The organism is Vibrio splendidus (assembly GCF_001557875.1).
GTDB lineage: Bacteria > Pseudomonadota > Gammaproteobacteria > Enterobacterales > Vibrionaceae > Vibrio > Vibrio splendidus_F.
The window spans coordinates 1-25,174 of record NZ_LNRF01000004.1; the positions used below are offsets into that span (position 1 = coordinate 1).

At 44.8% G+C, this 25,174-nt stretch carries 28 protein-coding genes and 1 pseudogene; 16 read left to right on the top strand and 13 right to left on the bottom strand.

What is annotated here, in order from left to right; translation table 11 throughout:
* From ATB74_RS23785 to ATB74_RS11355, 4 genes and pseudogenes are all read right to left on the bottom strand, one after another.
* Window positions 1–122, bottom strand: a pseudogene (locus ATB74_RS23785) (flagellin); the annotation flags it as partial.
* Between the two features lie 297 nt (window positions 123–419).
* On the bottom strand, window positions 420–1,553 hold the full coding sequence (locus ATB74_RS11345) for a flagellin (protein WP_061018564.1): 1,134 nt from the start codon (window positions 1,551–1,553) through the stop codon (window positions 420–422).
* A 122-nt stretch (window positions 1,554–1,675) separates the two neighbouring features.
* Window positions 1,676–2,599, bottom strand: coding sequence for a Dyp-type peroxidase (locus tag ATB74_RS11350; protein WP_061018566.1), 924 nt, complete (start codon window positions 2,597–2,599; stop codon window positions 1,676–1,678).
* Window positions 2,600–2,664: 65 nt separating this feature from the next.
* Window positions 2,665–3,126 (bottom strand): DUF2919 domain-containing protein, encoded by a 462-nt coding sequence (locus ATB74_RS11355; protein ID WP_060982500.1) that lies wholly within the window; start codon window positions 3,124–3,126, stop codon window positions 2,665–2,667.
* A gap of 109 nt (window positions 3,127–3,235) precedes the next feature.
* Between ATB74_RS11355 and ATB74_RS11360 the strand changes: the two genes are divergently transcribed.
* Together ATB74_RS11360 and ATB74_RS11365 are read left to right on the top strand one after the other, a co-directional pair.
* Window positions 3,236–3,580, top strand: a complete 345-nt coding sequence (locus ATB74_RS11360) for a DUF2956 domain-containing protein (RefSeq protein WP_061018569.1) — start codon at window positions 3,236–3,238, stop codon at window positions 3,578–3,580.
* A gap of 12 nt (window positions 3,581–3,592) precedes the next feature.
* Entirely contained in the window at window positions 3,593–3,925 is a 333-nt protein-coding gene (locus tag ATB74_RS11365) for a DUF4156 domain-containing protein (RefSeq protein ID WP_061018570.1), read from the top strand.
* A gap of 92 nt (window positions 3,926–4,017) precedes the next feature.
* Here ATB74_RS11365 and ATB74_RS11370 read toward each other — a convergent pair whose 3' ends face one another.
* Window positions 4,018–4,305, bottom strand: a complete 288-nt coding sequence (locus tag ATB74_RS11370; RefSeq protein ID WP_004734273.1) for a winged helix-turn-helix domain-containing protein — start codon at window positions 4,303–4,305, stop codon at window positions 4,018–4,020.
* 205 nt (window positions 4,306–4,510) lie between these two features.
* Here ATB74_RS11370 and ATB74_RS11375 point away from each other — a divergent pair, with 205 nt between their 5' ends.
* From ATB74_RS11375 to ATB74_RS11390, 4 genes are all read left to right on the top strand, one after another.
* Window positions 4,511–4,858 carry an ArsC family reductase gene (locus tag ATB74_RS11375; protein ID WP_048606538.1) on the top strand — a complete coding sequence of 116 codons (348 nt, stop codon included), beginning with the start codon at window positions 4,511–4,513 and terminating at the stop codon, window positions 4,856–4,858.
* A gap of 99 nt (window positions 4,859–4,957) precedes the next feature.
* Complete coding sequence (gene dapE, locus ATB74_RS11380; RefSeq protein WP_060982503.1) at window positions 4,958–6,094, top strand: succinyl-diaminopimelate desuccinylase; 1,137 nt, start codon at window positions 4,958–4,960, stop codon at window positions 6,092–6,094.
* Window positions 6,095–6,140: 46 nt separating this feature from the next.
* Complete coding sequence (locus tag ATB74_RS11385; protein WP_061018572.1) at window positions 6,141–6,815, top strand: M15 family metallopeptidase; 675 nt, start codon at window positions 6,141–6,143, stop codon at window positions 6,813–6,815.
* Between the two features lie 8 nt (window positions 6,816–6,823).
* A complete protein-coding gene (locus tag ATB74_RS11390; RefSeq protein ID WP_019821638.1) occupies window positions 6,824–7,033 on the top strand; it encodes a DUF2897 family protein in 210 nt (69 codons plus the stop codon).
* A 145-nt stretch (window positions 7,034–7,178) separates the two neighbouring features.
* Here the strand turns inward: ATB74_RS11390 and bamC are convergent, their stop codons facing one another.
* Window positions 7,179–8,225, bottom strand: a complete 1,047-nt coding sequence (bamC, locus tag ATB74_RS11395; protein WP_061018573.1) for an outer membrane protein assembly factor BamC — start codon at window positions 8,223–8,225, stop codon at window positions 7,179–7,181.
* A gap of 49 nt (window positions 8,226–8,274) precedes the next feature.
* The gene (gene dapA, locus ATB74_RS11400; protein WP_050644965.1) at window positions 8,275–9,153 is read right to left on the bottom strand and encodes a 4-hydroxy-tetrahydrodipicolinate synthase; all 879 of its coding nucleotides are present in this window, start codon (window positions 9,151–9,153) and stop codon (window positions 8,275–8,277) included.
* A gap of 375 nt (window positions 9,154–9,528) precedes the next feature.
* On the opposite strand from dapA, the gene ATB74_RS11405 reads away from it, so the two are divergent.
* Window positions 9,529–10,071, top strand: coding sequence for a glycine cleavage system protein R (locus ATB74_RS11405; RefSeq protein ID WP_060982506.1), 543 nt, complete (start codon window positions 9,529–9,531; stop codon window positions 10,069–10,071).
* 12 nt (window positions 10,072–10,083) lie between these two features.
* Entirely contained in the window at window positions 10,084–10,554 is a 471-nt protein-coding gene (bcp, locus tag ATB74_RS11410; protein WP_061018576.1) for a thioredoxin-dependent thiol peroxidase, read from the top strand.
* A 96-nt stretch (window positions 10,555–10,650) separates the two neighbouring features.
* On the opposite strand, the gene ATB74_RS11415 is transcribed toward bcp, so the two are convergent.
* Both ATB74_RS11415 and ATB74_RS11420 read right to left on the bottom strand, forming a co-directional pair.
* Complete coding sequence (locus ATB74_RS11415) at window positions 10,651–11,727, bottom strand: AI-2E family transporter (RefSeq protein WP_061018577.1); 1,077 nt, start codon at window positions 11,725–11,727, stop codon at window positions 10,651–10,653.
* Window positions 11,720–11,959 carry a sulfurtransferase TusA family protein gene (locus ATB74_RS11420; RefSeq protein WP_004734311.1) on the bottom strand — a complete coding sequence of 80 codons (240 nt, stop codon included), beginning with the start codon at window positions 11,957–11,959 and terminating at the stop codon, window positions 11,720–11,722. The genes ATB74_RS11415 and ATB74_RS11420 overlap by 8 nt, the downstream gene beginning before the upstream one ends.
* A gap of 178 nt (window positions 11,960–12,137) precedes the next feature.
* Between ATB74_RS11420 and ATB74_RS11425 the strand changes: the two genes are divergently transcribed.
* The 4 genes from ATB74_RS11425 to ATB74_RS11440 all read left to right on the top strand — a co-directional run bounded on the left by ATB74_RS11425 (window position 12,138) and on the right by ATB74_RS11440 (window position 15,100).
* The gene (locus ATB74_RS11425; protein WP_061018579.1) at window positions 12,138–13,592 is read left to right on the top strand and encodes a beta-barrel assembly-enhancing protease; all 1,455 of its coding nucleotides are present in this window, start codon (window positions 12,138–12,140) and stop codon (window positions 13,590–13,592) included.
* Window positions 13,593–13,715: 123 nt separating this feature from the next.
* Complete coding sequence (gene arsC, locus ATB74_RS11430) at window positions 13,716–14,066, top strand: arsenate reductase (glutaredoxin) (protein ID WP_061018581.1); 351 nt, start codon at window positions 13,716–13,718, stop codon at window positions 14,064–14,066.
* A 6-nt stretch (window positions 14,067–14,072) separates the two neighbouring features.
* Window positions 14,073–14,666 carry an NAD(P)H:quinone oxidoreductase gene (wrbA, locus tag ATB74_RS11435; protein WP_050619931.1) on the top strand — a complete coding sequence of 198 codons (594 nt, stop codon included), beginning with the start codon at window positions 14,073–14,075 and terminating at the stop codon, window positions 14,664–14,666.
* Complete coding sequence (locus ATB74_RS11440) at window positions 14,663–15,100, top strand: DUF2069 domain-containing protein (protein WP_061018583.1); 438 nt, start codon at window positions 14,663–14,665, stop codon at window positions 15,098–15,100. The genes wrbA and ATB74_RS11440 overlap by 4 nt, the downstream gene beginning before the upstream one ends.
* A 110-nt stretch (window positions 15,101–15,210) precedes the next feature.
* Here ATB74_RS11440 and ATB74_RS11445 read toward each other — a convergent pair whose 3' ends face one another.
* Window positions 15,211–16,461, bottom strand: a complete 1,251-nt coding sequence (locus ATB74_RS11445) for a DUF2066 domain-containing protein (RefSeq protein ID WP_061018585.1) — start codon at window positions 16,459–16,461, stop codon at window positions 15,211–15,213.
* A 277-nt stretch (window positions 16,462–16,738) separates the two neighbouring features.
* Between ATB74_RS11445 and ATB74_RS11450 the strand changes: the two genes are divergently transcribed.
* Complete coding sequence (locus tag ATB74_RS11450) at window positions 16,739–17,977, top strand: uracil-xanthine permease family protein (protein ID WP_061018587.1); 1,239 nt, start codon at window positions 16,739–16,741, stop codon at window positions 17,975–17,977.
* 141 nt (window positions 17,978–18,118) lie between these two features.
* Here ATB74_RS11450 and upp read toward each other — a convergent pair whose 3' ends face one another.
* Window positions 18,119–18,745 (bottom strand): uracil phosphoribosyltransferase, encoded by a 627-nt coding sequence (upp, locus tag ATB74_RS11455; protein WP_017060716.1) that lies wholly within the window; start codon window positions 18,743–18,745, stop codon window positions 18,119–18,121.
* Window positions 18,746–18,914: 169 nt separating this feature from the next.
* Here upp and purM point away from each other — a divergent pair, with 169 nt between their 5' ends.
* Window positions 18,915–19,955: a phosphoribosylformylglycinamidine cyclo-ligase gene (gene purM / locus ATB74_RS11460; protein ID WP_008222945.1), complete on the top strand. Its 1,041-nt coding sequence runs from the start codon at window positions 18,915–18,917 to the stop codon at window positions 19,953–19,955.
* A gap of 132 nt (window positions 19,956–20,087) precedes the next feature.
* Entirely contained in the window at window positions 20,088–20,762 is a 675-nt protein-coding gene (gene purN, locus ATB74_RS11465) for a phosphoribosylglycinamide formyltransferase (RefSeq protein ID WP_061018589.1), read from the top strand.
* 125 nt (window positions 20,763–20,887) lie between these two features.
* On the opposite strand, the gene ATB74_RS11470 is transcribed toward purN, so the two are convergent.
* Window positions 20,888–21,733 carry a class II glutamine amidotransferase gene (locus tag ATB74_RS11470; RefSeq protein WP_061018591.1) on the bottom strand — a complete coding sequence of 282 codons (846 nt, stop codon included), beginning with the start codon at window positions 21,731–21,733 and terminating at the stop codon, window positions 20,888–20,890.
* 65 nt (window positions 21,734–21,798) lie between these two features.
* Window positions 21,799–22,374, bottom strand: a complete 576-nt coding sequence (gene lpcA / locus ATB74_RS11475) for a D-sedoheptulose 7-phosphate isomerase (protein ID WP_017063379.1) — start codon at window positions 22,372–22,374, stop codon at window positions 21,799–21,801.
* Window positions 22,375–22,702: 328 nt separating this feature from the next.
* On the opposite strand from lpcA, the gene fadE reads away from it, so the two are divergent.
* Window positions 22,703–25,168: an acyl-CoA dehydrogenase FadE gene (gene fadE / locus ATB74_RS11480; protein ID WP_061018592.1), complete on the top strand. Its 2,466-nt coding sequence runs from the start codon at window positions 22,703–22,705 to the stop codon at window positions 25,166–25,168.
* Window positions 25,169–25,174 lie beyond the last annotated feature (6 nt).

Genomic DNA, 25,174 nt, shown 5'->3' on the forward strand with positions numbered 1-25,174 from the left:
GCGCTGTTGATTTTTGAGCCTGAAGCTAGACGCTCCATTGATGTTTGTTGTGCGCTGTTTGCGTTGTTTAGGTAACGTTGCGCTGTCATCGCTGAAACGTTTGTATTTACATTCACTGCCATGGTGACTTCTCCAATTGATTTTCCGGTATAGCGGTTTCCGACGTCTCGGAAAACCAAGTAGTTATCTCTAAGTTACTTTTAATAACGGCGTGATTGACGAAACCTTTAGGAAAAAAACAACAAAATTAAAGAAATAGCGGTAAAACAGAAGAAAGCGTGACTGGTCGTAAAATTATCGAAAAAAGATGAGAAAATCGCTAAAGTTGCCGGGAAGTCAGTCGAGTGGGGAATTGTGTTTTTATTCGCCAAAAAGCACTGGCTAAGCTGAAATGCCTTTATAAAGTCCGAGGTAATTCATTAACCTAATAACGTTAAAGCTAGATTCGGCGCTTGCTTAGCTTGAGCGAGTATCGTTGTGCTCACTTGCTGCAGTATTTGTTGCTTGAGCATCTGAGTCGTTTCTTTGGCGTAGTCGGTATCTTTAATACGACTATTTGATGTCGCCAAGTTCTCATGAACATTTTCAAGGTTATTGATGGCATGATCAAAGCGGTTTTGCATTGCCCCTAGTTCAGAGCGATGACTATCAACATACTTCATCGCTGTATCCAAAATAGAGACAGCACGCTGAGCACCACCTACATCGGTGACATTGATGTCATTAACTGACTCGTGATAGCCCGCTGACATCGAAAGCTCACTGGCTAATGAACCTGAAAAAGAGATGGTACCCGCGGTATCTTCACCTGACATATAAATCTGAAGCTGTCCGTCATCATTGACGGAAGCTGATACGAGATCCGTTTGACCATTAATGTAAGTCGCCAACTCTTCGATATCATCGCCCGCTTTCGCGTTGATGGTGATCTCTTGTGGCTGACCAAAACGATCGGTAAACGACATCGTCATATCATTCTGGTTCGATTTCACTTCCCATGAATCACCGGCCATGCCGTTAGCAACGTAGCTAAAACCGCCCATGTTAATGTCATCAGTACGCATGCTTTTTAAGCCAATTTGCACGGCTTCGCCGGAACTGCCGCCGATTTGAAACGAGGAGTGCCCAAAACTGCCGTTAAGGAGCTTTTTACCACCGAATGAAGTGGTTTCGGCAATTCGATTCAGCTCGTCATTTAAGGCGGTGACTTCTTCTTGAATGGCGATTCGTTCCGATGAACTATTCGAGCCGTTACTCGCTTGTAGGGACAAATCTCTCATGCGCTGCATGATATTAGTGGTTTCATTCATTGCTCCTTCTGCAGTCTGCATAATGGAGATACCGTCGTTAGCATTTCGAACGGCAACATCAATGCCACTCATCTGTGCTTCTAATCGATTTGAGATCTGTAAGCCAGCCGCATCGTCTTTTGCGCTATTAATACGGCTCCCTGAAGCTAAGCGCTCCAAAGATTGGTTCAGCATGTTATTAGCATTAGAGAGGTTTCTCTGAGCTACTAACGCCGAGACATTTGTATTAACAGTTATAGCCATAGACCTTCACTTACAAAAAGATGAATAAAACTCACGATTGCTCTTATATCGACCAATCTATCTAAAGCTTTAATAAAAAAGGAGCCCTGAGGCTCCCTTTGTTTATTCTATTTTGAGACGATTTACTTAACCGTTAATGCACTCAACATGTCAGTTGAAGGTGCAAAGTAGTAAGCGCCAGTCACTGCTTTGGTAAAGCGAAGCAGTTGGTCTGTTTTGCCGTCTGTTGCGCCGTACATGCTCTCTAACATCGCATCGAAGTTATGACGAACGTTACAGTAAGCAATGAACAATAAGCCGTGATCGCCCGTAGCCGTGCCGTAAGGTAGGCTGTGGCGAACAATCTTAAGCCCCTTGCCTTCTTCTTTGATATCCACACGGCCAACGTGAGACGCCGCAGGAACATCATCTAACTCAATTGAATCAGGTTTAGTTCGACCAATCACTTTCTCTTGTGCCGATACATTCAAACGATTCCAAGCTGGCAGGTTGTGCACAAAACGCTGCACCATCACATAACTACCACCAGCGAATTCACCCTCAGGAACAATCGCCACTTCAGCGCGTTGTGCATCTTTCGGATTCTCAGTGCCATCAACGAAGTCAGTCATATCACGAGAGTCTAGGAAGCGGTAACCGTAGGTTTCATCAACCACTTCTACGTCAGACGCTACTTCAGATAGCAATTTACGTAAAATAAAGAAGTGGAGATCATGTCGGTTTGAGTGACAGTGAATCAAGACATCTGCTGGCGTGCTCGGCGCCGTAACGTCGCCTTCGCCAAGTGCAGGAAAATCAATTAAGTCCGCGGGAGCAGCTTGCTCGAACTTATCCCAAAAAGCCTTCGAAAACGCAACCGACGCTGTTAGGTTCGCATCTGGTTGAGTTTGGTTTAGCTCTTCAATTAGAGCTGGAATCTTTTGAATTTCTGCGAGTACATTAGTAGCGTTAGCATTCACTTTAAGTTGAACGTAAAGAGCGAAAGGCCCAGCTTCAGGCAAAATTGCACTTTGAACGTTGATCTTCTCATTTGAGGTGTTAAGCATAGATTATTCCTTCCATTTTTAGCTTCTAAGTATAATTGTGAATAGGACAAATGTTTTGATGAGAATCAGTCTTCGTGCTCAACCACTTTAAAGCAATCCTTTGCTGCATGGCTATTAGTTAGATAAAGCGCTAACCATAAGAGCAGCAATAGAGTGAGACCATTTGACCAACGGAACCATCCGTTATCCAAATAGATTAAATAAATCGTATGAGAGCCTTGTGCTAAAATAGCCGTCATAGTGACCCAACGCCCCCATGAGACTACTTTATTCAAGCGCTTTCTATCTGGAGATCTTAGCCCAAACAACCACATGAGTAACAAGCTAGGGATACTCAAAGCGATCCCTACATAAAACATATGATGATCTGGATAGATGATCTCGAGAATATCGGTTCCCGACTCTCTACTTGCACCTGCAACAATGAACACGACCAGAGCTTTCGCAAGAAACAGCCAACCCAACCATAATAGAATTGGGGCTTTTAAAAAGCCGTGCTTATCGTATTGTTCTATGGAGTACCGCACAAATCTCACTTTCACTTAGTTTCAAACCAACACTTTAACGCAAATCATTCATACTTAACTAGGTTTGCGTTATCTTATTGGTTAATCCGTTTTAATTATCGAACTCAGTATGAAAAAGAAAACTAGTACACCGTCTGTTGAATCTCAACAAGAAGCACTGAAGATAGCCAAAGCGACTCAAAAACCTGCTCAGACCAAAGAACAAACTAAATTGATTGCTCAGGGGATTGAGAAAGGCATTGCGCTCTATAAGAAACAGCAAAAAGAACGCAGTCGCCAAGCTGATAAAGCAAAGAAACGAGTACAGAAAGAGAAGCAGACTCAACAAGCGCACCAAGCTCAAGAGCAGGATATCGACACTAGCGTTGAAACCACATCAAATCACGCCAATAAATTGCCGTGGCTACTATTGGTCGCTAGCTGGATAGGCTTCGCAATTTATTTGATGAAATAACAGGGTAATCGTATGAAAAAGGAATTAGTCGCTTTGATTATAAGTGGTGCATTGCTTGGTTGCACGACACCGACATCAATGCCCCATAGCGAAGCTGACAAAGTACAAATGGACTACCACGGCCTGATTAATATCGACCAATGCGAATATAAAGGAGAGGTCACCGGCAGCGAGGGGCATTGGTATAGTTACCTGTTTTACCCAAACGACACCTTGATTCAGGGCGCCATGAATGAACTCAAATCGAATACGATTGAACTAGGCGCAGACACCGTGATATTTACCCTTCCCCAAGACTTTGCCACTTCCGTGACCATGCTGGGCACAGCTTATTTGTGTAAGTAGATAGAAACGTAATTAGGTAGCTCAGCACTAAAATGAGCGAGATGCTACCACGACTACTTCTACTACAAAAAAGAAAGCCAGCTTTCGCTGGCTTATGCACTAAATCCAAGGCTTGTTGCTATATCGCCTTTACGCTGGATAACCCATTGACTGTCAAATGGCCCCCAGTCGGATAACTGGTAATAGCCATCATTATGACGTCGCCCATCTTGAACAAACATAAGTTCAATACCGATCCCCGGTAACGCCTTGAGTACATCTTGAATAGTACGACGAGGCCACCCCGTTTTTTCGATGAGTTTAGGCACATTTGGCCTATCAAGGCTTTCCACTAACAATGCTAAATATAGCCGCCTTGCAAAAACAGGACTCAACTCCATTGACACCTCCTATATATGTGCAGCTCAATTATTTCTTTTTTCGCTGACAACATGTTGAGGCTGATCAATAAGTCTCCAATAGTGACATTTTCTTACGCTTTTTTTTCACTCTATGAAATATTCATCACTCTATTTTGTCTGAGTTGCTGCTTCCTGATAGGATTCAACTCATAACAATGAAATAAAATCACTCAAAGGAAGAATAATGACTATCACTATGTTTGGTATCCCAAATTGCGACACTATTAAAAAAGCAAAGAAATGGCTCGAAGCTGAAGGTATCGAGTTCGAATTTCACGATTATCGCAAACAAGGCATCAGCACAGAGCTAGTAACAAACTTCTGTTCTGAGCTAGGTTGGGAGCTTGTGCTAAACAAACGTGGGACAACTTATCGCCAACTTCCTCAAGAGCAAAAAGACACGTTAACGGAAGAAAAAGCAGTGGCTTTGCTTGTTGAGCAACCAGCAATGATCAAGCGCCCAATCTTAAAAGTAGATGGTAAGCTTCACATCGGATTTAAAGCCGACCAATACGCGGCTGTTTTTTCTTAGGCCGTTGTATTTACATAGATAGACAACTGGACGTTGTTCATGAAATCAGCGTCCTAAACATTAATGACTAGACGTTTTATTTAAACAAGGAATTCAAGGATGACAGACAGCCCAACTTTGGCTCTGGCAAAAGACCTAATCAGCCGTCAATCGGTAACACCAGAAGATGCAGGTTGCCAAGACCTAATGATTGAACGCTTAAAAGCACTCGGCTTTGAAATCGAAGTCATGGTATTTGAAGATACTACGAACTTCTGGGCTCGTCGTGGTACCGAAGCGCCTCTATTTGCTTTTGCAGGCCACACTGACGTGGTACCAGCGGGTCCAATCGAGCAATGGAGCACCAAGCCATTTGAGCCAACGATCGTTGATGGCTACTTACATGGTCGCGGCGCGGCAGATATGAAGGGCTCTCTGGCATCAATGATTGTGGCTGTAGAACAGTTCATCGCCAAACACCCAGATCACACTGGTTCAATCGGTTTCCTTATCACCTCTGACGAAGAAGGTCCTTTCATCAACGGTACGGTACGTGTTGTTGAAACGTTGATGGCGCGCGGTGAGAACATCGACATGTGTATTGTCGGTGAACCATCAAGCACTGAGTTTGTAGGTGATGTAGTGAAGAACGGTCGTCGTGGCTCTATCACAGGCGACCTAACGATTAAGGGTACACAAGGTCATGTTGCCTACCCTCACCTTGCAAATAACCCAGTACACAGCTCTCTGCTTGCAATCAACGAGTTGGCAACGACTGAGTGGGATAAAGGTAATGATTACTTCCCACCAACCAGTTTCCAAATCCCAAATGTAAGCGCGGGTACAGGGGCTTCAAACGTTATCCCTGGTGAGTTCAATGTTCAGTTTAACCTGCGTTTTAGTACCGAGTTAAGCAACGACATCATCGTTGAACGAATCACAACTACGCTAGATAAGTACGACTTCGAATACGACCTTAAATGGACATTCAATGGTGACCCGTTCTTAACAGACGCAGGCTCATTGCTTGATGCTATTGTCGATGCAGTAGGTGACGTAAATGATGTTAAACCTGCGTTGCTTACAACAGGTGGGACATCTGACGGACGCTTTATTGCACGCATGAAAGGGCAAGTCGTAGAACTAGGCCCAGTGAATGCAACTATTCACAAGGTTAACGAATGCGTGAAAGTGGCTGATTTAGAGAAGCTAACCGACATGTACGAAAAAACATTAGTGAACCTGTTCGCTAAATAGTTCTTTTATCAGCGATTCATAGCATCTAATTATTGAGAGGCACGTTATGACACCAGAGCAGCTAACCGGACAATCAGATTCTCACCTAGAACCTAGCCTCATTGGCAGCAAAACCTTCTTGGTTCACAGTGACGTCAAAGGTGACCTAAACAATTTGATTGAAGCTGCTCAACTCGCTGGCTTTAAAATGGAGATTGCCAGTGGCTTTCGCGACTATGAAAGGCAATCTCTGATTTGGAACCGTAAGTTTTCTGGTGACGCTCCAATATTAGATTCAGAAAGCCAACCACTTGATGCTTCAATACTCAGTGAGCACCAAAAACTGTCAGCCATTCTTAGGTGGTCTGCCCTTCCCGGTGCGAGCCGTCACCATTGGGGTTGTGACTTTGATGTCTTTGCTCGAAACGACTTACCAGAAGGCACACAGCTGCAATTAGAGCCATGGGAATACCTTACTGGCCACCAGCAGGCATTTTACCAATGGTTGTCTGTTCATGCTTCGCAGTTTGGGTTCTTTTTTCCTTATAGCGAAGACCTTGGTGGTGTAGCGATCGAACCATGGCATATCAGCCATCGTAAAGTATCGGAGTCGTGTTTATCACAGTTATCTCCTACTTTACTTGGCAAGCAACTCCAATCTAAGCCAATATTAGGGTATGAGATTATTATGGAGCAGCTAGACGAGATCTACGCGCGCTTCGTAGCGAATATCAGTCATTAGGAGCGCTTATGTTGGAGTGGCTTACAAACCCTTGGGTTATCATCATCATCGTGGTAAGCGTTGTGGTGGGTAACATCGCGGCGCTCAAACAGACCGCCAATATGGATCTGACGGGTCGTGGTAAAACTGAGCGAGATTTAGATAAGCTCAATCGCTTGGATAAACTTAACCAAGAGAAAGCTGAAAAAGAAGAATCCAAAGACAATAAAGACGCATAACTTTTTGCTTTGGCTAATCCGCTTGATTGACCAATAGTCTAATAACAACGAATATAAAAAAGAGGACACAATGTGTCCTCTTTTTTATTGGCTTTAGCTAGTCACAGAGCTGATTGAACCCAGCTCTGTGACTGCTTAAGTGCTACTACTCAGCTTTCGCTTCTTTGTCATCTTTGGTCTGGTCAGCAATATGCGCTAGTACCGGAACCATTGACTTAAGCAACTCTTCTTCTACTGGCTTACCTGATGCATCCGTTACGTTAATCGACGTACGGTTACCAAGGTCACCAAATAGGAAGTTGTAAGTGCCTGGCGCTAAATCGATAGGCTGTAGGCCAATTTCTTCCCAGAACTCATCATCTGGTGCTGCGTACTTCGCCTTCACCGTACCCTGAGATTGATTACGTTCTTCAAGCTCAAAGCCCATAGCGGGTAACAAGTTAGGCAGGCGCTGCCAGAATACATTGTATGGTGTACGAGCAATAATCACAGGGAAACCACTGCGGTCCGCACCCATTGAGATTGGGATTCGCTTCACCAACTCTTGCGCTTTCAGCGCTGCTTCAGCACGAAGGTTTTCATCGTACTTAGCCATAACTAGGTTAGTCAGGAACGCGTTGTAACGCTCTTTATTGGTTGCCGTTACCGGTTTCTCTTCAGTACCTTCACGCCAATCAATCAGGTTAATCTTGAAGCCGTGACGGTTGTTCGCTTGGAAACGAGACATAGAGTAGCGGCTGCCAATCTCTACGTCTTCATCTTCAGAAACCCAAGTTACCCAATCAGTCTCAATCTCATTCTCTGATTGCTCACGAATACCAATACCACGCTGAGCCAGCATATCTACAGCAGTTTGCCACACTCTGTCTGCCTCTTCAGCACGAAGAAGCCATAGTGTCACTTCACCATTTTGACGCTCAGCACGTGCACCAGGAATCAATTCAAGAACCTGTTGCGGTGGACGAATATCCACTTCACGGCCAATACCACCGCTGAACTCACCGCTTGGGATGTCAAAGTTTGGGTAGAACTGAGGCTGAGCATCTTCAGGCAATTGCCATTGTGAAAACTCAGGTGTTTCTAAGTATTCGAAATCATCTTTGGCTTGACGACGTTGAGTCGGGCTGCCAGAACATGCTGTAAGAACGAAAACAGCCAGTGACCCAATCACTAGCTGGTGAGAATACTTCATTTATACTCCTAAATGCCGAAGGTTCGCTTCGGCATCACTTCATACGTTTTTAGTAAATGCACGCTTCAGTCATTGCTTGAGCAACAACAGGTTGAGCTGGCTCTGACAGTTCAGTCAGCGGTAGGCGTAAGCCACCTTCAGCAATCAGACCCATTTTATGAACCGCCCATTTTACGGGAATAGGGTTAGACTCAACGAACAAATTCTTATGTAGAGGCATCAAACGCTCATTGATCGCTTCTGCTTCTTCAAACTTACCTTCTTTCGCTAGCTTGAACATGGTTGCCATATCTGCGGCTGCAACGTTGTTCGTTACAGAGATCACGCCATCACCACCACGCTTAACAAATTCTAGACCTGTTAAGTCATCACCACTTAGTAAGATAAAGTCTTCGCCACAAAGTTCACGGTGAATTGCAATTCTGTCGAGATCACCCGTCGCATCTTTAAGTGCAACGATGTTTTCGATCTCAGCAAGGCGAGCAACCGTTTCTGGTAACAAGTCTACAGCAGTACGACCCGGTACATTGTATAGGATTTGTGGAACGTCACTGACTTCAGCAATCGCTTTGTAGTGTTGGTACAAACCTTCTTGAGTCGGTTTGTTGTAGTAAGGTGTTACGCTCAGGCAACCAGCAATACCAGAGCCATTTAACAAACGGCTGAATAGAACAGATTCGTGAGTCGCATTTGCACCTGTACCAGCGATAACGGGAATACGGCCATCAGCAAATTCAACGATCTTATTGACGACTTTGACATGCTCTTCAATAGTGAGTGTTGAAGACTCACCTGTTGTGCCAACCGCAACCAGACCATCACTACCTGCAGCAACATGGTGCTCAACTAACTTTTTAAGGCTGTCGAAATCCACTTCACCATCTGTATTAAATGGCGTAACTAGCGCAACGATACTTCCTGAAAACATGTCTATCTCCCTTAATTTATTCTTTTTGCATGTTACTGTAAGCCAATCAATAAACACAAGACATTAAAGTGGCTTACCGGCAACATCTGCATTAAATATTGTCGTATGTTTGAGGTAAAACGACTTCTAACGGCGGTTCTACCTAGAATTATGGTAACCTGCGCTCAATCTAGCGGATAGCACATCATTGGATGTCAGCAATAAGTAAGCTGTACTCTCACCACTCTATCTCACTTTTTAACACTCTCAATATTCTTATCATTGGTTACATGTTAGAAACAAGAAGCCTCATAAAAAGCCCCGTACGCACGCTTATTCCACGAGCTAACTGTGCTAACATGCATGAATCAATGGAATATAAAGAGACGTGATTTTATGACTCAACATCTAGTAATCACAGCTGTGGGCACTGATCGCCCAGGTGTATGCAACCAAGTGGTTCATTTAGTCACCCAATCAGGCTGTAACATTATTGATAGCCGTATCGCTCTATTTGGCGAAGAATTTACGCTTATCATGCTGCTGTCTGGAAAGGCAAACAACATCACCCGCGTTGAAACCACCTTGCCCTTGCTTGGACAAGAGCACGACTTGATTACGATTATGAAGCGAACCTCAACTCATGATGTTATTGAGAACTCTTACACAGTAGAGGTGTTCGTTGAGTCAGACGATAAAATCGGCCTTACTGAGCAGTTTACCCAGTTCTTCGCAGACCGAAATATCGGCCTCGATTCGTTAAGTGCACGAACCATCAATAAGTCTAAGGTTCAACTCGACAACGACCAATTCCATATCTCTATTACCGCTTCTGTACAATCAGAATGTAACTTGATGCAGCTACAAGAAGAATTCAATTCGCTGTGTCAGAGCCTATCAGTCCAAGGCTCGCTCAACTTTATTAAAAACAGTCTTTAAAAAGGAAATATCATGAATACGCTAATGGCTGGTGTTCCAGCACCTGCTTTTTCGCTCCCAGATCAAGATGGCAATATCGTATCTCTTGGTGACTTCAAAGGTAAAAAAGTACTTTTCTACTTCTACCCAAAAGCAATGACTCCGGGTTGTATCGTACAAGCAGAGGGCCTGCGTGATATCAAAGCACAGCTGGATGACCTAAACGTGGTTGTTCTAGGTGTCAGTATCGACCCAGTTAAACGCCTACCTAACTTCATTGAGAAAAAATCTCTAAACTTCACACTGCTATCTGACGAAGACCACAGCGTTGCTGAACAGTTTGGCGTTTGGGGTGAGAAAAAATTCATGGGCAAGGTCTACGATGGCCTGCACCGCATTAGCTTCCTAATTGACGAAGAAGGTCAGATTGAGCACGTCTTCAACAAGTTCAAGACTAAGACTCACCACGAAGTGGTTCTAGAGTACTTCAATCAAGAAGCCTAATATCAGTTGGAGTGAGCTATCTAGACTCACTACGAACTCAGATAAATTAAAAGGCGACTATCATCGATAGTCGCCTTTTTTATCATTCATTTTTCGTTATTGATGATGTACCGGGTCATCATCTAGTGCATGACTCGGTAAGGCATTCCAAACCGCCTTGACTAGTGTTGCCAACGGGATAGCAAAGAACACACCCCAAAACCCCCACAGTCCGCCAAACACCAATACCGCAACAATAATCGCGACTGGGTGCAGGTTCACAGCTTCAGAGAACAGAACCGGAACCAACACGTTACCATCTAGTGCTTGGATAATGCCGTACGCAAGTAACAGCCAGTAGAACTGAGGTTCTAGCCCCCATTGGAACAGGCCAACAATCGCTACTGGAACAGTCACAGCTGCCGCGCCGATATAAGGAATTAGTACTGAGAAGCCAACCGCTACAGCCAACAAGACTGAATAACGCAGATCCAGAATCGCGAAGGTTACGTAACTCACACCACCAACGATTAAAATCTCTAAGACTTTACCACGAATGTAGTTCGAGATTTGCTGGTTCATCTCTTCCCATACTTTGGTCGCTAAACGACGATTTCGAGGAAGTACACCACTCGCCATTCTGATCATCTCTTCTTTGTCTTTTAACAAGAAGAAGATAAGCAGTGGTACGAGAATCAAGTAAACCGCCAATGTTGCCAAGCTCACAAGAGACGCTAAAGAGCCTTTAACAACGCTTTCGCCAAAGCCTAGCGCTTTGTTCTTCGCGTTAGACATAACTGACTCAACAATCTGCAAGTTAGCCAGTTCAGGGTAGCGCTCTGGAATCGTCGCGATGAACTTTTGTAGGCTGCCATACATGCTTGGAATATCATTGATTAGGTTGCCCACTTGCTCCCAAATGGTCGGTACCAAACCAAATATCGCCAATAGCATCACGCTAAAGAACATTAAGATCACCAACATCACCGACGGCGTTCTTGGAACACCCAATCGTTGAAGTTGAGTCACAGGCCACTCAAGCAAGTAAGCCAACACAATCGCAACCAATAACGGTGCGATCAAGTGACCAAAGAAGTAGATCGTAATAAAGCCGAATAGAATGATGGCAACCAAACTGACAGCGTGTGGATCAGAGAAACGTCGTTTATACCAACGATTGACCATTTCAAGCATCTGACTGCAATTCCTTTTTAGTGACGAGGAGATGATAGTAATTAGAGCAAACCTCAGTGATGACGTCATAGGCTTGCTTAGACAAAAAAGTAACAATATCTTTCATCGAGCTGTTATCAGAGACATAAATTGACAATGATTGCCCTACTTCTAATTTTACACTGTGACGCTTGGCTAATAATAACGCCATTGGACAGCGCTCTTGGCGTAAATCTAGAATATTAGGTGTCATTCTTGAGCTCGATGCTTATTATAAGGGTCGTATTGTAATCTGTTTTTGAAAACGCGCCATCATTGATTCATCTTCCTTCATGATAGCGCACGCACTTGGCAAAGGTTAAATCAGATAAAGAACCAATTTGCATTGCACTTGTCTTACTGTCAGAAGAAACGGAGTATTACTGACTAATATGTTTAAACGCGCTCGCTCAATTGCTTGCTTATGCATCGCAGCTACATTAAGTACCCCAACGTTGGCGAATACCAATAGTTTGGAGCTACCCGATATCGGTACCGCTGCTGGCGGCACGCTCACTATCGACCAAGAGCTTATCTATGGTGATGCCTATATGCGTATCATCAGAAGCAGCCAGCCTATCGTAAACGACCCTGTTCTAAACCAGTATATTGATACGCTTGGCCACCGCCTTGTCGCAAACGCGAATGATGTAAAGACGCCTTTTCAGTTCTTTATGATCCGTGACCGCAACATTAACGCCTTTGCTTTCTTTGGCGGTTATGTTGCTTTGCACTCAGGTCTATTCCTGCATGCACAGTCTGAAAGTGAACTGGCTTCAGTATTAGCGCACGAAATCGCGCACGTTACTCAGCGTCACTTGGCACGTAGTATGGAAGATCAAGCTCGCCGCTCTCCTGTAACCATCGCAGCACTTGCTGCTTCTGTATTACTGGCAATTGCTGCACCAGAAGCGGGGATCGCAGCCCTAACTGCGACTACTGCGGGCAACATGCAAAGCCAAATCAACTACACGCGTAGTAATGAAAAAGAAGCCGACCGTTTTGGTATCAACACGCTTGCAAAAGCAGGGTTCGATGTGAATGCTATGCCACGTTTCTTTGGCCGTTTGGCTGATGAATACCGCTATGCAAGCACACCGCCACCAATGTTATTGACTCACCCATTACCAGAAGACCGAATCACAGATTCACGCGCACGTGCTCGCAGCTATCCGCCTCTGAAGCTGGCTCCATCACTGGATTACCATCTAGCAAGAGCCCGTATTGTCGCGCGCTATGCTGGCATTAATAATGATGCAGCTCTTGACTGGTTTGAGCGTAAGTTGAAGAAAGCCCCTAAAGCCTTGGTTCCATCGTTAGAGTATGGCCAAGCACTGGTTTACCTAGATTCTAAAAAATTAGACAAAGCAGAACCGATTCTGAACAAGCTAATTAACAGCGACCCAACTAACCTGTTTTATCTAGATGCTATTTCCGATCTGCACATCGAGAAGAAGCAGCCTGAGATTGCGATTAAAGAACTTAAATCGGCACTGGTTCGTCAGCCAAACAATCCGGTTCTGACCATTAACTACGCCAATGCACTGATTGAAAATGAAGATCTACAAGAAGCCGTTCGCGTATTACAACGTTACACACACGATAATCCGAACGACACCAATGGCTGGCACTTACTTTCAAAAGTAAATACGAGCCTTGGTAATAGCGACGAAGAACTGGCAGCTCGTGCAGAAATTTTGGCTCTGCAAGCCAACTGGAACAAAGCGATTCAGTACTACACGCAAGCAAGCCAAATCGCAGAGCTTGGTAGCCTAAAACAAGCACGCTACGACGCTCGAATTGATCAGCTGATGATTCAACGAGAACGCTTCTTGTCGCTACAATAGGATGTTTACTGGTAACAGCTCGTTACCAGAATAAAAAGAAAGCTCAACGTTACACAAAAAAGAAGTCACCTCTGGTGGCTTCAGCTAAACAATTAAATCAAAAAATAATAATGAGGAAGAACCATGTCTGTCGTGATTTATCATAACCCACGCTGCTCAAAGAGCCGTCAAACTCTAGAAGTGCTTCAGGAAAACGGCGTACAGCCAGAGGTAATCAAATACCTAGAAAATCCTTTGACGGTTGAACAGCTGAAAGTACTGTTCACTCAGCTTGGGTTTGAGAGTGTTCGCGACATGATGCGCACCAAAGAAGCGGATTACAAAGAAGCAAACCTTGGTGATGCTTCGGTTACTGATGAAGATCTTTTCTCCGCAATGGCAACCAATCCAAAACTATTTGAGCGCCCAGTGGTTGTCGCGAACAACAAAGCAAAGATTGGTCGTCCACCAGAGCAAGTGCTAGAGATTCTGTAATCCAATATGAGCATTAACATTCTTGTTCTTTACTACAGTCGTCACGGCAACACACAAGCTCTAGCAAGGCAAATTGCACGAGGGGTTGAATCCATCCCGAACTGCGAAGCCATGCTAAGAACGGTTAACGACGTGTACACAGTAGAAGAGCAGCCTGATTCGCGTTATCAACCAACCGATCCTATCGCCTCGTTACAAGAACTTCGATCTTGTGATGGTTTGGCGCTAGGCAGTCCGGTTTGGTTTGGCAACATGGCCGGGCCAATGAAGCACTTTTGGGATAGCACGACATCAATGTGGATCAATGGCGATCTCATCGATAAACCAGCTTGTGTATTTACCTCTTCTTCATCACTGCATGGTGGTCAAGAGACGACACAGCAAAGCATGATGTTGCCTCTGCTTCATCACGGTATGTTAGTCGTGGGTATCCCCTACTCAGAACCTGCGCTACACACCACGCAAACTGGTGGTACGCCTTATGGTGCAAGCAGTACTGGAGAAAGCGCTTCGCTTAGCAAAGAAGAAATTGAGTTGGCTCAAAACCTAGGCAAACGCCTAGCGCGCATCGCACTAAACCAGAAGGGAATTTCTCAATGATGTATATGCCAGAGAAGGCAATGTCTCCCAAAACCAAGTTATTTCGCTACCTTGCTTTAGCGGGTAACTTGTCGCTTTTATTCTGGGTGGTGGCTTGGCAGATGACACTTTCGCCGCATCCTCATCTCAGTAATGTAACACTGGCAATTGCTTGGGCAATACCGCTGTTACTGCCATTACCAGGCATTTTAGCCGGTAAGCCTTATACGCACGCTTGGGCGAATTTCGTCCTGATGCTCTATTTCCTACACGCATTAACTATTTTGTATGTAGATGATGGTGAACGCTTGTTAGCGGCTGTAGAACTGCTTCTGACGACTCTTGGTTTCGCGGGCAATATCTTATTTACTCGCTTTAGGGCTAAAGAGTTAGGCATCAAGTTGAAGCGCCTTTCGGAAGTAGAAAAGAAAGAAAAAGCGAAATTCGAGCAATAATATTGATACGTTGCTCTTGAACACAGACACTAGATAAACAAAAAGCCCTGCAGGATTGCTCTTGCAGGGCTTTTTAATGTTTCATTTTAATCAGTCATCTCAGCAGACAATTATGAGCGAACCCACTCGTAGACCAAGCTTGGCTTAGCATGTACAGGCGCAGTATCAGCTGTGTTAGATTCCTCTAGCGTTGCGTCAGGCGTGTTCGTTAGCTCAGTATCCTCAGATACCTCGTTGCCATTAATCACTTGTACGCCTGAGTCAGTTTCGTCACCAACGACTTCAGCAGCATCTGTTGAATCATCACCTACAGACATTGTGTTGTCTTGAGTTTCAAATTCAGGGCTCACTTCAGGCTCAATGTAAGATTCTTCAACCTTCGCAACTTGGCGAATGCTTGCCACTTCTTGCTCAAACTCTTGTTGAGTCGACAATAAGTGAATTCGGAAAGTAACTTCATTGTTCTGAATCTTCAGAATATCTAGGCTTGCCACCGAGTTTAGACGCTTAAGTGCGTTCTCCAGCTGGAAGAAGTCTTGAGCATTATTCAGGCTAATAAACTGCGTTAAAATCGATTCTGATGACTCACTTGCTACCGTCACAGCACTTTTGCCTGCATAGTAGTTACTGATTTGGTCGACTAACTTCTTAGAAGTCGTGGCGCTGTTGCCCGATACCGAACCACTCACTGGCGATTTTGGTGTGCTCGTCAATTGACTTGGCTTTTGATCGTATAGAGTCCAACGAAGACCTGAAGATTGAGCCTTTATCACCAACACAGCATCAACAGGGTAACGCTGACTCGCTTTACTGATTGGCGTAACAAAGCTACCCCACAAATCAGAAGTCGCAATACCTGTAATATCGTCAAAATCACCAACAGGCAGCGTCAAAGGCAAACCTCGCTCTTTTGCGTTCGCTTGTAAGCCTGCGGCCAACTGTGAGTTAGAGTGTTCCCACACGATGTTCTTATCGTAGTTGTCCTCTTCCACCAGCCAAACAAGGATGTTTGAGCGCGTGTCAGGCCAGTACGGTAACTGCGCTTGAGTCAATAGAGAACGGATTTGAGCACCGTTAAAACGCATGCGCAATGTTGATTGATCGTTGCTTTCGCCAAAACTCATTTGAGACATGTACTGCGCACTTTTGCGCATCGCCTTTTGAATTGTCTCATTCGAAGCGACATCAGTTTGGCCAGTCGCACGTATCAATACCTGCTCCATACCTGTATTTCTTGCCACTTGTTCTGGCTGTTTGTCTTCAGCGTTAATCGCAACTTCAGCACTAAAGATATCTACTTGAGTTAAAGCGTAACTCGGAGAGGCTAATAGTCCCATCAACAACAATGCTATATAGCGCATACTGATCCTAATATTCAAATCTTGTGCCTAGATGATAAGCAACTATGGATTGAGGGGCAAGGTCGTTAGCACCCACTCTGTTTAATAACCACAAAATATCACCTGACCATGATAAATCGCTCACTTATAGACTGAATTTCCGAGCCTTGATAAATATAAAACATCACTAAGATAAATAAATTTGATCTATTTGGTGCGGCAATCGATTGCTAAGTGATAGAATCCTGCGAATTTTATTTTTCACTTTTCATATAACGACCATTTTTAAGGACATAACATGAAGAATGCTCTGCAAGGTGCGCAAATGCTGTTCGTAGCTTTTGGTGCGCTTGTACTCGTGCCGCTACTGACTGGACTCGATCCTAACGTTGCACTCTTTGGCGCAGGTATCGGTACCCTTTTATTCCAACTTATTACACGCCGTTCAGTGCCAATCTTCTTAGCGTCTTCTTTCGCATTCATCGCACCTATCATGTTTGGTATTCAAACTTGGGGTGTAGGTGCAACCATGGGCGGTCTTATGGCGGCGGGTGTTGTGTATGTATTAATGGGTGCGTTGATTAAAGTTCGTGGCGTAGCCTTCATCCACAAGTTACTTCCACCTGTCGTGGTTGGCCCTGTAATCATGGTTATCGGTCTAGGTCTTGCGCCTGTGGCGGTAAACATGGCGCTAGGTAAAACAGGTGATGGCGCAGTTCAACTTGTTGATGCAGACGCAGCACTGTGGATCTCTTCGATTTCACTGTTAGTGACCATTGTCATCAGTGTGTTCTCTAAAGGCTTCCTTAAGCTACTGCCAATCTTCGGTGGTATTGTTGCGGGTTACATCACTAGCTTGGTTTATGGTGCTGTCGACTTCGCACCAGTAGCGCAAGCATCTTGGTTAGCTCTGCCAAATTTCACAGCGCCAGAGTTCAACATCAACGCTATCTTCTTCATGGTGTTTGTCGCGATTGCACCAGCCGTTGAGCACGTAGGTGACATGCTTGCGATTTCCAACGTGACGGGTAAAGACTACCTTAAGAAGCCAGGCCTGCACCGCACAATCACAGGCGACGGCGTGGCAACGATTGCTGCATCTATGCTGGGCGCTCCACCAAACACAACCTATAGTGAAGTAACAGGCGCGGTAATGCTGACGAAAGCATTCAACCCAGTGATCATGACTTGGGCTGCGGTAACAGCTATTGTTCTTGCATTGGTTGGCAAGCTAGGCGCACTACTCCAAACAATTCCGGTTCCTGTGATGGGCGGCATCATGATTCTACTGTTTGGTTCTATCGCAACCGTAGGCTTGAATACTCTAATTCAGAACAAAGTTGATCTACACAAATCACGTAACCTTGTGATTGTGGGCATTACGTTAGTCTTCGGTATTGGCGGCATGGCATTTGGCATCGGCGACTTTAGCCTACAAGGCGTAAGCTTATGCGGTATCGTCGCGATTCTACTTAACCTAGTACTTCCAGATGAGCTAGGTGACAACACTGTGGTAGATAAAGCTCAAATCGACTAATGAATCGGTAAGAGTAGATTCAATAGAATCACAACCGAACAAGATCAAAAAAGGGAGAGCATCGAATGCTCTCCCTTTTTATTAATGCGGTTGATTCAGCGAGTTAAGGAACAGTTTAGAGTCACTTAAGCCGAAACCGAATTACTTAGTACCGAAGATCTTATCGCCAGCATCGCCAAGACCAGGAACAATGTAGCCCTTGTCGTTTAGCTTCTCATCGATTGCAGCAGTGTACAACTCAACATCTGGGTGCGCTTTTTCTAGAGCAGCGATACCTTCAGGAGCAGCAACAAGCACAAGAATCTTAAAGTGCTTACAACCTTTCTCTTTCATCAGGTCGATAGTCGCGATCATAGAACCACCTGTCGCAAGCATTGGATCTACTACTAGAGCAATACGCTCATCGATGTTAGATGCAAGCTTGTTGAAGTATGGTACTGGCTCAAGCGTTTCTTCGTCACGGTAGATACCCACAACGCTGATACGTGCACTTGGGATGTGCTCAAGAACGCCGTCCATCATGCCTAGACCAGCACGTAGGATTGGTACTACTGTTACTTTTTTACCTTTAATTTGGTCAACTTCTACAGGACCGTTCCAACCGTTAATCGTTACGCGCTCAGTTTCAAAATCTGATGTCGCTTCGTATGTTAGAAGGCTACCCACTTCTGTCGCTAGCTCACGAAAACGCTTAGTGCTAATCTCACCTTCACGCATCAGGCCAATTTTATGTTTTACTAGCGGGTGTTTCACTTCAACAACTTTCATTTCCAACTCCGGCAATATTTAAACAAACCTGTAGATTATACACGAACTCTGTGGTTATTTCAGAATCTTTATTCTAATAAAAAAAACCGCGCAAACGTTTGCTCTTGGTAATCAAGCCCTGTTAGAATAGCGCCGCTTTCACATCCAACTTAAGTTCGAGGACTATCCCGTGAGTGGTAATACTTCTTCTCTAAGCTACAAAGACGCTGGTGTTGATATCGACGCAGGTAATGCACTAGTAGACCGTATTAAAGGTGCTGTTAAACGCACTCGTCGCCCTGAAGTTATGGGCGGTATTGGTGGCTTTGGCGCCCTATGTGAACTTCCAACGAAATACAAAGAGCCGGTACTTGTTTCAGGTACTGATGGTGTTGGTACTAAACTTCGCCTTGCTTTGGATCTGAAAAAACACGACACCATTGGTATCGATCTAGTGGCAATGTGTGTGAACGACTTAATCGTTCAAGGTGGTGAGCCGCTATTCTTCCTAGATTACTACGCAACAGGTAAGCTAGATGTAGATACCGCAGCAGACGTTGTTTCTGGTATTGCAGAAGGCTGTGTCCAAGCTGGTTGTGCACTAATCGGTGGTGAAACGGCTGAAATGCCAGGCATGTACGAAGGCGACGACTACGACGTAGCTGGCTTCTGTGTTGGTGTTGTGGAGAAAGCTGACATCATCGACGGTACTAAAGTAGCAGCAGGTGACGCACTTATCGCTGTTGGCTCAAGTGGTCCACACTCAAACGGTTACTCTTTAATTCGTAAAGTTCTAGAAGTTTCTGGTGCTGATAAGAGTGAAGAACTAGAAGGTCGCACTATCGGTGAGCACCTACTAGAACCCACTAAGATTTACATAAAATCGGCACTTAAGATGATTGCAGAGCATGACATTCATGCTATCTCGCACATCACAGGTGGTGGTTTCTGGGAAAACATCCCACGCGTACTTCCTGAAGGTACTAAAGCAGTCATTGATGGCAAGAGCTGGGAATGGCCTGCTATCTTTAACTGGCTACAAGAGAAAGGCAACGTGGAGACATTTGAAATGTACCGCACTTTCAACTGTGGTGTAGGCCTAGTTGTTGCTCTACCTAAAGATCAAGCAGACGCTGCTGTTGAACTACTGAAAGCTGAAGGCGAAAACGCTTGGGTTATCGGTGAGATCGCAAACGCTGAAGCTGGCGAAGAGCAAGTTGAAATCAAATAAGTGATACGCTCACTTACTTAGTTAATCAATGAGGACCTAATGGTCCTCATTTTGCTATTTAGCCCGCAGAAACCCTTAGTTTATGTAGGTACATTGTAAACAGTCCAGTTAATCAATCGTATGACCCACTCTATGAAAAACAATCACTCAAATAAAACCAGTCACTCTAAGAAAAACATCGTTGTGTTAGTTTCAGGAAGCGGAAGTAACTTACAGGCAATTTTGGATGCCTGTGATAGCAATATGATTGATGCTTCAGTTAAGGCAGTCTTCTCAAACAAAGCAGAGGCTTTTGGATTAGAGCGAGCGAAAACCGCAGGGGTTGACGCACATTCAGTGAATCCAAAAGACTTTGGTTCACGTGAAGACTTCGACCATGAATTGATGATTCAGATTGACGCTTATCAACCCGATTTAATCGTACTAGCGGGATACATGCGTATCCTGAGTTCAGAGTTTGTTCGTCACTATGCGGGTAAAATGGTCAACATCCACCCTTCCCTGCTACCTAAATATCCAGGTCTACACACCCACCAGCGTGCTATTGATGCGCAAGATAAAGAACACGGTACTAGCGTCCACTTTGTTACCGAAGAACTTGATGGTGGCCCTGTGATCTTACAGGCTAAGGTTCCAGTATTTGAAGATGATGATGCTGATATGCTGGCAAGCCGAGTGCTTACTCAAGAACACTGCATTTACCCTATGGTATGCAAATGGTTTGCGGAAGATCGTTTATCAATGCTTAATGGGCAGGCTGTCTTAGACGGTAAGGCATTGGGCAAACACGGTTACGCAGAAGAGTAATATCAGAGTGATCCGCTAAACAAACCGACAATCACTCAAATAGAAAACAAAAAGGCCGCTAACTGACTTATTAGTGCAGTAAGCGGCCTTTCGTTTGTTTGGGTTCAGCAATACGATCTACAGCATTAGCTTAATGGCTCAGTAGGCGCTTGGCTCGCGACCTTTTTCGGCGCATAAGCAACATCTTCTAACGCTTGATGATTATTGCCAATCAGCTCACCAAAATGAAACAGCGCGTATTCACCCGGCTTCATTCTAAACCACTCTTCATTGTCAGTCAGAGGCTGAGTTGCCACCACCGTTACCACGTCATTAGGCGTAGTCTCTTCTTGAAAGTTAATCTCAACATCTTCATCAATCAGACTCGCATTGCCAAAAGGCGCACGTCTTGTTATCCAGTACAAATGGTTAGTGCAGTATGTCATCACATACTCACCATCACTGAGTAACATGTTGAAAACGCCTTTCTCTCTTAGCTGGTCACAACACTCAGCCACAAAGCGAAACATACCTTCCATGTCTTGTGGTGGTTCTGGGAAACGCTCTTCAAGTTGTTTGAGTAGCCAACAGAAAGAGAGCTCACTGTCTGTCTCGCCAACCGGTCTGAAACGACCACTAATCAGATCGTCGTAATCCGTTAATTGACCATTGTGAGCAAAGGTCCAGTATCGCCCCCAAAGCTCACGAGTAAAAGGGTGTGTATTCTCTAGATTAACACCACCACGGTTGGCTTGACGGATATGACTGACAACGGCTTGGCTTTTAATTGGGTAGTTTTGAACCAACTCAGCGATCTTAGATTCACAGCTAGGGTTAGGATCTTTAAATGTACGAAAACCCTTTCCTTCATAGAAGGTAATACCCCAGCCATCACGGTGCGGACCTGTGTTGCCTCCACGCTGCATAAGACCAGTAAAGCTAAAACAAATATCAGTTGGCACATTCGCGCTCATACCGAGCAATTCACACATGGTTTAATCTACTCCCTATTAAAACCAATGGAGCCTAAACAGAGCTCCAAATGTCTGTAAAACTATTATTCCATCTCTTTTTCAACAAGCTGAATCACAATGTGGATGATCTTGATGTGAATCTCTTGGATCCGGTCTGCGTAACCAAAATGTGGCACTCGGATTTCGATATCAGCACAACCAGCCATTTTACCGCCATCTTTACCCGTCAATGCAATCGTCTTCATGCCTTTAGCTTGAGCGGCTTCAATCGCTTTTAAAATATTGGCAGAGTTACCTGAAGTCGACAGACCGAACAACACATCACCTTTACGACCTACCGCTTCTACATAACGCGAAAATACGTGGTCGTAGCCAAAATCATTACTCACACAAGACAAGTGGCTTGGATCTGAAATCGCAATACCAGCGTAACCTGGACGGTTTTCACGGTATCGGCCAGTAAGCTCTTCCGCAAAGTGCATTGCATCACAGTGTGAACCACCGTTACCACAAGAAAGCACTTTGCCCTCTTGCTTGAATGAGTCAGCAATCAGTTTTGCCGCCGCTTCAATTTGAGCGATGTTATGGTCATCACTCAAAAACTTGTTAAGAACGTCAGCAGCTTCGTTTAATTCACTTTTGATTAGGTCTTGGTACATAAGGCTTATCTCTTATTTTTTTGACGTAACTTAAAGTACGCGAAATGAGAACTGAGGGTTTTCCCCTCTTTATAGCTGAGTTTACCCACAAACATGAAATAGTGTCGACACTTAAGCCCAAAGATTGCCACCTTAATTAGGGTCTCACTGTAAATTCGTCCAAATATTCGCCACCGACCTCTCACAATTAGAACTTTAGCTCTACTCAGATCACTTTTTATTCACTTTGGAGTTTTACAAATATTTAATATTTTGTTTACACTTGACTGGTTAGACCTCTTACCTAAAACTTAATAACAATAAGTGATCTCTGAAAAGGAAATCGATCATGAACATATTGCTCTCCCTACTCGGCATGACAGCTATCTTAGGCGTCTGTCTTTACCATAGAGTTAGTCTGGTACGTGCATTAATTGTATTAACTGGCGCAATGGTAGCATTAACACTGTTTGGCGGCGTGGCTGTCACTGGCTGGCTTTGTTATCTCTTAGCTATTGCGATCTTTGCTGTACCGGCAATTCGTCAGACCCTAATCAGTCAAAAAGCGCTCTCTTTGTTTAAGAAAGTTCTACCGGCGATGTCCCAGACAGAAAAAGAGGCACTAGAAGCTGGCACAGTATGGTGGGAAGCAGAGCTGTTCAAAGGAAAACCTGAATGGAAGAAACTTCAGAACATTGCTGACCCGAAGCTCTCTGAAGCGGAGCAAGCGTTTTTAGATGGTCCAGTAAATACCGTGTGTGAAATGGTCAATGATTACCAAGTGACTCATGAGCTTGCTGATTTGCCACCAGAAGTATGGCAATACCTGAAATACCACAAATTCTTCGCCATGATCATCAAGAAAAAATACGGCGGTTTAGAATTCTCGGCTTACGCTCAATCTTTGGTTCTTCAGAAGCTAACCGGCGTTTCTAGCGTATTGTCATCAACGGTTGGCGTACCTAACTCATTAGGCCCCGGTGAGCTATTACAACACTACGGTACTGAAGAACAAAGAAACCACTACCTGCCGCGCCTAGCGGAAGGTAAAGAGATCCCTTGTTTTGCCCTAACCAGTCCAGAAGCCGGTTCAGATGCAGGTTCAATCCCAGATTACGGTGTTGTATGCAAAGGCGAATGGGAAGGCGAAGAGGTATTGGGCATGCGCCTAACTTGGAACAAGCGTTACATCACCCTAGCACCTGTCGCGACGGTATTAGGCTTGGCTTTTAAACTGCGAGACCCGGATGGCCTGCTTGGTGATCAAAAAGATCTTGGTATCACTTGTGCGCTTATCCCAACCGATTTAAAAGGCGTAGAAATTGGCAACCGCCACTTCCCACTAAACGTACCTTTCCAGAACGGTCCAACGCAAGGCGACGATATCTTCGTGCCTATCGATTTCATCATTGGTGGCCAGAAAATGGCAGGCCAAGGCTGGCGCATGCTGGTTGAGTGTCTGTCGGTTGGTCGTGGTATCACACTGCCTTCAAACTCAACAGGTGGTATTAAATCAGCAGCGTTGGCAACGGGTGCTTACGCTCGTATCCGTCGTCAGTTCAAACAACCGATTGGTCGCATGGAAGGGGTTGAAGAGCCACTTGCACGCCTTGCTGGTAACGCTTATGTAATGGACGCTGCAAGTAACCTAACCGTTGCAGGTATCGACCTTGGCGAAAAGCCTTCAGTTATCTCTGCAATCGTTAAGTACCACTGTACTCACCGTGGCCAACGCAGCATCATTGATGCGATGGATATCGTCGGCGGTAAAGGCATTTGTTTGGGTCCCTCGAACTTCCTAGCTCGTGGCTACCAAGGTTCGCCTATCGCGATTACGGTTGAAGGCGCAAACATCCTGACTCGTTCAATGATCATCTATGGTCAAGGTGCGATTCGCTGTCACCCTTACGTACTTAACGAAATGGAAGCGGCTTATTCTGAAAGCAGCGATGCGCTTGATAAGTTTGATTCAGCGTTAGCAGGACACGTTAGCTTTACTATGAGTAACCTAGTCCGCAGCTTGTGGTTTGGTTTAACCGATGGTCGTGGTTCAGATGCGCCAACACCTTCAAATAAAACAGATAAACAGACTCAACGTTACTACCAACAGCTAAACCGCTACAGTGCAAACCTAGCGCTACTGTCTGATATCTCAATGGCAGTTCTAGGTGGCTCACTGAAGCGTAGAGAACGTTTATCAGCAAGACTAGGGGATATCCTGAGTCAACTTTACCTCGGCTCAGCAACGCTGAAACGCTTTGAAAGCGAAGGCAGCCATGCTGAAGATCTGCCGTTAGTACATTGGGGGATGCAAGATAGTTTACGTCAGACTGAAGTGGCGATTGATGAGTTCTTAGCGAACTTCCCTAACCCGGTGATTGGTCGTCTGCTTCGTGTTGTGATAATGCCATTTGGCCGTATCCGTCGTGCACCAAACGACAAACTGGATAGCAAAGTCGCGCACATTCTACAAACACCAAGTGAAACACGCTCTCGTATCGGTCGCGGCCAATACCTGGAAGCAACGGAATACAACCCAGTAGGTAAGATTGAAAAAGCACTAGAAGTGATTCTTCAAGCTGAACCTCTGTTCGACAAAGTCTGCAAAGAAACACATCAAAAACGTGCCTTCTTACGACTTGATCTTGTTGCTCAGTTGGGACTTGAAAAAGGTATCTTAACGCAAGAAGAAGCAAATCTTCTGATTAGCGCAGAGGAACATAGACTGTACACGATTAACGTGGATGACTTCTCACCAGAGGAGCTTGCAGCAAAGTCTCAGTACCCAGATCAATCGATTGATAACGTCGCCTAGGCTCTG